This window comes from Pseudomonas sp. BF-B-26 (assembly GCF_019956495.1).
Taxonomy (GTDB): Bacteria; Pseudomonadota; Gammaproteobacteria; order Pseudomonadales; family Pseudomonadaceae; genus Aquipseudomonas.
In genome coordinates, this window is the sequence record NZ_JAHBDP010000064.1 from 76,721 (window position 1) to 86,552 (window position 9,832).

Annotated in this window: 8 protein-coding genes and 1 pseudogene; 3 read left to right on the plus strand and 6 right to left on the minus strand. The window is 61.7% G+C overall.

What is annotated here, in order from left to right; translation table 11 throughout:
* Nucleotides 1–31: 31 nt before the first annotated feature.
* Entirely contained in the window at nt 32–475 is a 444-nt protein-coding gene (locus KGB03_RS10860) for a thioredoxin family protein (RefSeq protein ID WP_223527060.1), read from the plus strand.
* 97 nt (nt 476–572) lie between these two features.
* On the opposite strand, the gene KGB03_RS10865 is transcribed toward KGB03_RS10860, so the two are convergent.
* Nucleotides 573–1,439: a LysR family transcriptional regulator gene (locus KGB03_RS10865; RefSeq protein ID WP_223527061.1), complete on the minus strand. Its 867-nt coding sequence runs from the start codon at nt 1,437–1,439 to the stop codon at nt 573–575.
* Between the two features lie 103 nt (nt 1,440–1,542).
* On the opposite strand from KGB03_RS10865, the gene KGB03_RS10870 reads away from it, so the two are divergent.
* Entirely contained in the window at nt 1,543–3,093 is a 1,551-nt protein-coding gene (locus KGB03_RS10870) for an MFS transporter (protein ID WP_223527062.1), read from the plus strand.
* Here the strand turns inward: KGB03_RS10870 and KGB03_RS10875 are convergent.
* Nucleotides 3,083–3,487: a MerR family transcriptional regulator gene (locus tag KGB03_RS10875; RefSeq protein WP_223527063.1), complete on the minus strand. Its 405-nt coding sequence runs from the start codon at nt 3,485–3,487 to the stop codon at nt 3,083–3,085. The genes KGB03_RS10870 and KGB03_RS10875 overlap by 11 nt on opposite strands.
* A 77-nt stretch (nt 3,488–3,564) precedes the next feature.
* Between KGB03_RS10875 and KGB03_RS10880 the strand changes: the two genes are divergently transcribed.
* Nucleotides 3,565–4,791 (plus strand): NADH:flavin oxidoreductase/NADH oxidase family protein, encoded by a 1,227-nt coding sequence (locus tag KGB03_RS10880; protein ID WP_223527064.1) that lies wholly within the window; start codon nt 3,565–3,567, stop codon nt 4,789–4,791.
* A 105-nt stretch (nt 4,792–4,896) separates the two neighbouring features.
* Here the strand turns inward: KGB03_RS10880 and KGB03_RS10885 are convergent.
* The 4 genes and pseudogenes from KGB03_RS10885 to KGB03_RS10900 form a co-directional block, all read right to left on the minus strand.
* Nucleotides 4,897–6,544: pseudogene (locus KGB03_RS10885) on the minus strand (phospholipase D-like domain-containing protein).
* A gap of 25 nt (nt 6,545–6,569) precedes the next feature.
* On the minus strand, nt 6,570–7,226 hold the full coding sequence (locus KGB03_RS10890) for a vWA domain-containing protein (RefSeq protein WP_223527069.1): 657 nt from the start codon (nt 7,224–7,226) through the stop codon (nt 6,570–6,572).
* 2 nt (nt 7,227–7,228) lie between these two features.
* Entirely contained in the window at nt 7,229–8,227 is a 999-nt protein-coding gene (locus KGB03_RS10895; protein ID WP_223527065.1) for an ATP-binding protein, read from the minus strand.
* 151 nt (nt 8,228–8,378) lie between these two features.
* The coding region (locus tag KGB03_RS10900; RefSeq protein ID WP_223527066.1) for a cobaltochelatase subunit CobN at nt 8,379–9,832 on the minus strand (1,454 nt) is incomplete at its 5' end.

Here is a 9,832-nt window from a genome sequence, read left to right on the forward strand (position 1 = left end):
CGTCAATGGCCGTTGTGAAAAGGAGATTTCAATGAGCTCGAAAATCGCTCGCAAAGCGCTGGCCCCGGTCTACCGCAAGGCGCTGAGAACCTGGCGCCCGGTGATCCTGTACTTCGGCAGTGAACACTGTCCCGCCTGCGAAATGGCCGGACCGGTGTTTCGCCAGATCGCCGAGCCGTATCGGCATCACGCGCAGATCTACATGCTCAGTACCAGCGAATCCCCCCGCCACCCGGACGTCACCGGCACACCCACCGTGCTGTTTTACAAGGAGGGGAAGTTGCTGAAGAAGCTCAAGGGAATCGGCACTGAGCAAACATTGCAGGAGGACTTCGCCAGGCACATTGGCAAGGTGAAACCGGCAACGGTGAAGCGCAAACCGGTCCACGATCTGGCGTGGTTGCGCCAGACCCTGCGAAGGTTGCGCACTGTGCCTCGCGCAACCCGGCAGTTGAATCGGCGGGGTTGCTGTTAGATCGCTTTCGCGAGCAGGCTCGCTCTCACAGATAACCGTGTCTGTTTGGGTAACTCGGTCAATTGTGGGAGCGAGCCTGCTCGCGAAGCTTTTGCGCTTAGCAATTTTTGACCTGTTCGATGTACCGGATTACCGCCGCGGACTTCTCGAATCGCCGATAAATCAACGACAACCACGAACTCGCCTCGCAACCTTTGATTGCCCGGTACACCACGCCGGGCAAACCCACATGACCCACCACTGATTCGGGCACAACTGCAACGCCCTGCCCCAACGACACCAACGCAATGACCGCCACCAACCCACCCGGTTGTGCCCCCAGTTTCGGCGCGAATCCGCCCTCGGCGGCGACTTGCAAGGTGCCGCTGATTTGCTCCGGCAGGATGAACGTCTCGTTCTGCAAATGTTCCGGACCAATCTCTGGCAGGCGGCACAGCCAGGACTCGGTCGGCAGCGCCAGCACAAAGCCTTCTGCGTCCAGGCGAATGGCTTCCAGGCCTTCAGGCAGGGTCATGGGTGAGCGGACATAGCCAACATCGAAACGCCCCTCGACCACCATCATCGGCAATGACGCCATGGGACTTTCCCGTACGTTCAGGCTGACGTCAGGACACTCGCGGCTGAAGGCTTGCACCTGTTTCTGCAGCAAGCCCGAATACACCGCCGACGCCACGTAACCCAGTTCGATATGGCCAATATCCCCGCGCCCGGCACGCTGGGCGTTGTACTGAGCGTATTCGAATTGCCGCACCGTCGCCTCGGCCTCGATCAACAGCGCAGCGCCGGCCTCGGTCAGGCTGACTTCACGTGTCTGGCGCACGAACAATCGCGTGCCGAGTTCGTTCTCCATGTCCTGGATCTGTCGGGTCAAGGTCGGCGGTGCGATACCGAGTTGTTCGGCAGCGCGGGTGAAGTTGCCTTGCCGGGCAACGGCGAGGAAATAGCGAAAATGGCGAATATCCATCGTTGCGTTAGCTCAAAGGTAATGAAGTGACAAGGCGTACCTAACAAGGAAAGTAGCGACCGGCGATAAGCTGCACCGACTTTTACAGTAGAGAAACGCTGCCATGCCCGTCAAACCCAAGGTGAGCCCGCGCCTGACATTACTCACAGCCTCAGGCGTTTGCTCGCTGATCGTCCTCGACACCAACATTGTCGCCGTCACCCTGCCTACGATCGCCCGCGACCTGGGCGCAAACTTTGCCGACATCGAATGGGTGGTCAGCGCTTACATGCTGGCCTTCGCCGCTCTGTTGTTGCCGGCTGGCAGCATCGCCGACCGCTTCGGCCGGCAGAAAACCTTGCTCTGCGGGCTGGCCATTTTCATCCTCGCGTCCATCGGTTGCGGTGCCGCGCCCACTGCACTGTTCCTCGACATCGCCCGGGCAATCAAGGGTGTCGGCGCGGCCTTGCTGCTGACTTCGGCCCTCGCCTCCATTGGCCACACGTTTCACGATGAAGTGGAACGGGCCAAGGCCTGGGCGTTCTGGGGCGCGTGCATGGGGGTGGCGATGACCGCCGCGCCGACGGTCGGCGGGCTGATCACCGAATACATGGGCTGGCGCTGGATTTTCTACCTGAACCTGCCCGTCGGATTGTTCCTGATGGTGATGGTCTGGCGCGCCGTGCCGGAGTCCCGCGACACTCAGTCTGCACGCCTCGACCCCTGGGGCAGCCTGGCGTTCAGTGCGAGTTTGCTGTGCCTGATCTGGGGCCTGATCGAGGCGAACCGGATTGGCTGGAGCAACCCGCTGACCTACGCTCGGCTGATCGGTGGCGCCTTTTTGCTGGGGCTGTTCGTGGTGATTGAACGGATGCAGCGGCGGCCGATGGTCGACCTGCAACTGTTCAAGCATCCGCGCTTCATCGGCGCACTATTGGGCATGTTTGCCTACGCCGGTTGCGCCCAGGTGATGATGACCCTGCTGCCGTTCTACCTGCAAAACGGCCTGGGTTTCTCGGCCATCGCTTCAGGTCTGGGAATGTTGCCGTTTGCCCTGACCATGCTGATTTGCCCGCGCATCGGCGTACGTCTGGCGAGTCGATTTACCCCCGCCACGTTGATGGCCGCCGGTTTGACCCTGGTCGGCAGCGGCAATCTGCTCAGCGCCTGGGCGGTCAGCAGCGGCGGTTATCTGCCCTTCGCCCTGGCGATTGCCGTGACCGGCGCCGGTGCCGGGCTGCTCAACGGTGATACGCAAAAGAACATCATGGCCTGCGTGCCACGGGAGCGCACCGGCATGGCTTCAGGCATGAGCACCACCATGCGCTTCAGCGCAATCGTACTGGCCATCGGCGTGTTCGGCGCGTTGCTGTCCAGTCATACCGAGCTGTTGTTGCGTACGAGCCTGACGGCACAAGGTGCGCAATGGCTCGGCCAAACCCAGGGCATCGCCTCGCGGGTGGTGGCCGGTGACATGACGGCGGCGATGGGCCTGTTGCCGGAAACCGCGCGCACGGTGGTCGAACCGTTGGCCCGGCAAGCCTTTGTCGGTGGTTTCAGTCTGTTGCTGTGGGTCGCGGGGTTGCTGGCATTACTGGGTGCGCTGGTGGTGGGCACGCTGATGCGCAATCCGATCCCTGCCCCCTCGACTGCACCCCTCGGCGCTAAGGCTTGAACGACGCCAATACCCGCTGGGCATTCGCTTCGCAGCCCATGCCCTCGGGTCGCGCCTGAATATTGTCGATCACCTCCAACAGCTGCGCCTTGCTCTGCGCCAGGTGCAGCTGCATCTCTTCGATCTGTTCGACTTTGCGCGTAAGACCCGCGAGCAATTCGTCTTGCTTGAACTCACCGGTCGCATTGTCCGGTAACAACTGTTTCAACTCTTCCAGGCTGAACCCGGCCTGCTGGGCGCAAAGGATGATTTTCAGGGTTTGCAACGCTTGGTCGGGGTAATGCCGGTAACCGTTGGCCCGGCGTTCCACCTGCCGAATCAAACCTTGAGCCTCGTAAAACCGAATGCGCGACGCGTTCAACCCGCTTAACTGCGCCAATTCACCAATCTTCATCTCAGCCTCATTTGCCTGCTTGACATTAAAGTTAACTTTAAGCTTAGCCTCTACTCATCACTGATGAGGAGTCAAGTATGTCGCCCTTCCAAGCGTTGAATTTGCCCAACGGCCAGACCATCGGCAACCGCATCGCCAAAGCTGCGATGGAAGAAAACCTCGCTGACAGCGGGCAAGCACCTGCAGAGGCCTTGTTCCGGCTGTATCAGGTGTGGGCCGAAGGCGAAACCGGCCTGTTGCTGACCGGCAACGTGATGATCGACCGCCGCGCCATGACCGGCCCCGGCGGCGTGGTGCTCGAAGATGAGCGGCACCTTGAACGCTTTCGCCAGTGGGCAACGATTGGTCGGGCCGGTGGCGCGCAGTTCTGGATGCAGCTCAATCATCCCGGCCGTCAGACCATGGCCAATCTCGGCCAGCAAGCGTTGGCGCCTTCGGCAGTGGCGCTGGACCTGGGCGCATTCTCGAAGATGTTTGCCGAGCCCAAACCCATGAGCGAGCACGACATCGAAGACGTCATCCAACGCTTCGCCACCAGCGCGGCCCTGGCGGAAAAGGCCGGTTTCACCGGGGTGCAGATTCATGCTGCGCACGGTTATCTGATCAGCCAGTTCCTCTCGCCCTTGACCAACCGCCGAACCGACCGTTGGGGTGGTTCTCTGGAAAATCGCGCGCGCTTGTTGTTGGCGGTGGTCAGCGCCGTGCGCAAATCCGTGTCGCCGACATTTTGTGTGGCGGTGAAGCTCAACTCCGCGGATTTCCAGCGCGGCGGCTTCGATGCCGACGATGCCCGGCAAGTGATTCAGTGGCTCAACGGTCAATCGATCGATCTGCTGGAACTCTCCGGCGGCAGCTACGAAGCCCCGGCCATGCAAGGCGAGGCCCGGGATGGTCGGACCCTGGCGCGTGAAGCGTACTTTCTGGAAATGGCCGGTGAGCTGGCCAGTGTGGCGAACATGCCGGTGATGGTGACCGGCGGGATTCGACGCCTGGCGATCGTCGAACAGGTGCTCGACAGCGGCATCGCCATGGCTGGAATCGGCACAGCACTGGCGATTGAACCTCAACTGGTCAAACGCTGGCGCGAAGGTCAGAACAGTCACCCGCAACTGCCGCCGATTCGCTGGAAACGCAAACCTTTGGCAGCACTGGCGAGCATGGCCGTCGTGAAATTCCAGCTCAATCGCCTGAGCCGTGGGCGCAAGACCCGTCCCGACGTATCGGCGCTTTGGGCGTTGATTCTCGACCGCGTGTACATCGCCCGGCGGACTCGCCAGTATCGGCAGGCGATGGGAATGAAGTGATCCAATGTGGGAGCGGGCTTGCTCGCGAAAGCGGAGTGCCAGACAACATTATTGTTGACTGTAAGGCCGCCTTCGCGAGCAAGCCCGCTCCCACAAGGGGGGTGTTTACCGTCCGGAAAAACGCAATCTGGATAGCTGGCGCAAATTCCCGTCGAGGTAATAGTCATCGGTCCAGCTGTCATCCGCCGCCAACGGCTGGACCTGCTTGAGCGCGAGTTTCCGGGCGAAGTAGCGAAAGCGGTAATGCTCGTAGAACCGCAGCAGTTCCAGACCATAACGGTCTGCCAGATCGGTATCACCGCGAATGATCAGGTAGTTCTCGTCATTGCCATTGCTGGCCGCGGCACTGAGGTTGTGGCTGCCGCTGATGATCGTCGGCGCATCGCTGGTGAAGTCCGTCACCACGGCTTTGGTGTGCACCAGCAGGTTACCCTTCTGGCCTTTCATGTTCTCTCGAAGCCAGCCTTCCAGCCCGGTGTTGAGCAGCGCGGTGGCGGCGAATTCGGCGGTACGGTCGGCGTGGAAACCGGTGATACGGCTGGCGGTGTTTTGCAGGCCGTAACGCAAAATGTCGTCGTGGGGCAAAGCCGAGCAAGGCGTTCAGGATGTCGTCGGGCAAAGCGAATGCGGTGACGAACAGCACGTCTTTTTTCGCCGCGTTGATGATCTCGACAAACGCTTGCAGATCCCCTTGGCCCGAGCGGGGTGAGAAGCCGGCGAACATCGGCTGCAGCGAATCCATCGGGTTGTTTTGCGTGAGCCAGTTTCGGGTGGCATCGACATCCGCCGGGTGAGCCCAGACCTGCTCGAAGGTGTGCAGATAGCTGGCGCTGATGCGCGTGTCGTCCAGCACATGCACCACGTTGGCCTGGCGGTAAACGCCGTTGGGCGTGAAATTGGTGCTGCCGCACAGCACCGCTTCCGGCTGACGCTGCCCTGCCGCGTCGAGCCGGCTCAGCACCATGAACTTGTTGTGGAAGATGTTATGGGTGACTCGCCCGCGCTTGTTCTCTGCCGGGATTTTTTCCAGGCTGGCCTCGTTCATGGTGGTGTCTTCATCGCCCGGCTGGGCGTGATAAAGCACGCGAACGTTTACCCCACGTTCGAACGCGGCATTGACCGCATCGACAATGGCCTGCAATTCATACTCGTAGATGGCAATGTCCAGCGCCCACTGGCCATCCACCGCACGCCCGATAAACCCCAGCAAACGTCCGAGCAAACCGTTTTCCAACCATTGCCGCGGGATATCCGGCCAGGCTTCGATGGGCAGGTTCTTGTTGGCGCTGATCAGCGCGTCGAGCTCGGGAAACTTGCGCTGGAACGCCTGACTGGCCGCGACTGCGCGATTGAAGATCACGCTTTGATTATTCGGCTGCCCATTGTCGGAGGTGACCGTCACTTCCAGGAACTCACCCAGTTGCGGCGCATCAACGCTGCCGTAGGCCAGGTGGACTCGGTAATGGATCGTCATCCCCGGATTGACCGCGTAATCGGCCCAGCGAAATTTCTGTAATGGCGCGATATCGCTGGGGGTGGCATGAAACTGGGGAAAGGTATGCACCTTGCCGGGGAAGGTCAGGCTGTTGAACAGGAACAACCAGGGCTTGGGGCCTTGCTGCTTTTCGATGGCGAAACCCAAGAGGCCTTTGCGGCGGTGTTCGGCCAGGTCCATGGCCAACAGTACGCCATTGGTGCCGGCGTAGGCTTTGACGCGGAAATCGTCCTGAAGGTTGGCGGCTAGAACGCGCATGACTCACTCCTGTGATTTTTTCGGTTCACTCCATATCATCGATATGTCGATATTCGGCCTGCAACTCGGTAGCCAAGACTTTAGACCGTCCAAGCCGAATCGGCCCCCGTTCGATGTCGATCAGCAGCCCCGGACAATCAAGCGCCGGCAACATCGACCAGTCCTTCAATCGGCCATCGGTCACCAGCAACAAGCGCTGCCGTTCCGCCGGAAAACGCTTTTGCCTGACCGCCAGCCAACGCCCCGCTTCACCCAGCGCTGCCAGCAACGGCGTACCACCGCCCGCTCCCAGCCCATCAAGCCAGTCGCGCAAACCCGCGGAGGCTTTCAACCCTTGCACTTGCCATTTCGGCACATGACCACTGGCCGTGAGCAACGCCAGGCGTGCACGCTGGCGATAGGCATCGTCGAACAGTTGCGCGAGCAAGCCCTTGGCATCGCTCAACGCCTGATGGCGACGCGTCGAAGCCGAGGCGTCGACGATCACCAGCCACAGTTCGTGGGGCGAGCGGGTGCGCAGGTGAAACAACACATCGTCGCGTTGACGCGGACGACCGTTCAGCAAGGTGCCGGGCCAATTGATCGAGCCGCTGCGTGCCGCGTGACGTTTACCCTGTTTACCGTTATCCAGTCGTCCGGCGCGGGGTCTGGCATTCGCCCCCGCGTCAGATCGAGGGCGAATGCCTAGGGCTTTTTTGGCCAGCTCGGCACGTCACGGCGTGCGCCGACCGGGAGCGCTTGAGCGGGCATTTCACCCCATTGGCCCTGGCCTTCGCTCGGGTTGGCATTTTGCGTAGAGGGCGGCTGGCTTTGTTGCGGCGCTGGAGGCAATGGCTCGCGGCGGCGATGGCGCAAGGCAAACTCGGCGACGGCGTCGATGTCTTCCTCGGCGATTGCATTCGCCCCACGCCATGCCGCGTGGGCGCGCGCAGCACGCAACCAGACCAGGTCGGCCCGCAAGCCGTCGACACCGGCAGCAAAGCAGCGCTCGGTAATCTGCGCCAGCGCATGATCGTCGAGTGGGATGCTGGCCAGTGCGCTGCGTGCTTTCTGGCAACGTTCGCGCAGCGACTGCTGTTGGCGTTCCCATTCGGCGCAGAAGCTATGGGGATCGCTGTCGAAATCCAGCCGTCGCCGGATGATCTGGCCGCGTTCGGTCGGTGCAGTGTGACCACTGAGGGCGACGTTCAGGCCAAAGCGGTCGAGCAGTTGCGGACGCAGCTCACCCTCTTCCGGGTTCATGGTGCCGATCAGCACGAACTTCGCCGAATGCCGATGGGAAATGCCGTCGCGTTCGATCAGGTTGGTGCCGCTGGCGGCCACGTCCAGCAGCAGGTCCACGAGGTGATCGGGCAGCAGGTTGACTTCATCAACGTAGAGCACGCCGCCGTCAGCCTTGGCCAGTACACCAGGGGAAAACTGCGCGCGCCCCTCGCTCAGGGCGGCGTCCAGGTCGAGGGTCCCCACCAGTCGTTCTTCGGTGGCGCCGAGCGGCAAGGTGACGAATTGGCCGCTGGCGAGCAAGTCCGCCAGGCCACGGGCCAGCGTTGACTTGGCCATGCCGCGGGGGCCTTCGATGAGTACGCCGCCGATTTTCGGGTCGATGGCGGTCAGGTAGAGGGCGAGTTTGAGATCGTCGGCGCCGACCACGGCAGAAAGGGGGAAATGCGGGGTGTCGGTCATGTCAGGTCTCGTTTGTGGTCGGTAGTGTGATCGTTCCCACGCTCTGCGTGGGAATGCCTCAACGGACGCTCCGCGTTCGGCTCTGGGTGGGACGCGGAGCGTCCCGGGCTGCATTCCCACGCGGAGCGTAGGAACGATCAGCTACAGTCGGTCAACTGTCTTCTTCGATGTCCAGCAACAAATTCTCCAGCGCCTCGCGATACTCGCCCGGCGCCTTCCACATCCCCCGCTGTTGCGCCTCAAGCATCCGCTCGGTCATGTCGCGCAACGCATGCGGATTATGCTCACGAACAAAATCCCGGGTCGCCGAATCCAGCAAATAGGCATCCGCCAGTAATGCGTACTGGTGATCGTCGATCAACTGCGTTGTAGCGTCGAAGGCAAACAGGTTATCGACCGTCGCCGCCAGTTCAAACGCGCCTTTATAGCCGTGGCGCTTCACGCCGTCGATCCACTTCGGATTGGCTGCCCGCGAGCGAATCACCCGGTTCAGCTCTTCCTTCAACGTGCGGATCTTCGGCAGATCCGGCTGACTGTGATCGCCATGGTAACTGGCCGCCGCTTCACCACTGAGGCTTTCCACGGCGGCTAGCATGCCGCCCTGGAACTGGTAATAATCGTTGGAATCGAGCAAGTCGTGCTCACGGTTGTCCTGGTTTTGCAGCACCGCCTGCACCTGGCTCAGGCGCTGAGCGAACTGTTCTCGCGCCGCAGTGCCTTCGTCAGAACCGCCATAAGCGTAGCCGCCCCAGTTCAGATAAACCTCGGCCAGATCGTCACGGCTTTGCCACAGACGACCATCGATGGCGCCCTGCACGCCCGCGCCGTAAGCCCCGGGTTTGGCGCCGAAAATTCTCCAACCGGCCTGACGCTTGGCCGCGTCTTCATCCAGCCCCGATTGCATTAACGCTTCGCGCTCGGCACGCACCTTGGCGGCCAGGGGGTTGAGGTCGTCTGGCTCATCGAGCGCGGCGACCGCTTGCACGGCGGCATCGAACAGGCGGATCAGATTGGCAAAGGCATCGCGGAAGAATCCGGAGACGCGCAAGGTCACGTCCACACGCGGACGGTCCAGCAGACTCAGCGGCAGAATCTCGAAGTCGTCGACCCGCTGACTGCCCGTGGCCCAGACCGGGCGCACGCCCATCAACGCCATAGCCTGGGCAATGTCGTCGCCGCCGGTACGCATGGTCGCAGTGCCCCACACCGACAAGCCGAGCTGACGCAGGTGATCGCCGTGGTCTTGCAGGTGTCGTTCAAGAATCAGGTTGGCCGACTGGAAACCGATACGCCACGCGGTGGTGGTCGGCAGGTTACGCACGTCCACCGAGTAGAAGTTGCGCCCGGTCGGCAGCACATCGAGCCGTCCGCGACTCGGCGCACCGCTGGGGCCGGCCGGCACGAAGCGGCCGCTGAGGGCATCGAGCAGACCGCGCATTTCCGCCGGGCCGCAGGCGTCCAGCCGTGGCGCGACAACTTCGCGCAGACTGTCGATGATGGCGCTCACTTCGGTCCAACCCGCCTCCTGTGGGAGCGGGCTTGCTCGCGAAAGCGGTGGATCAGGCAAATCAATGTCGACTGACACTCCGCTTTCGCGAGCAAGCC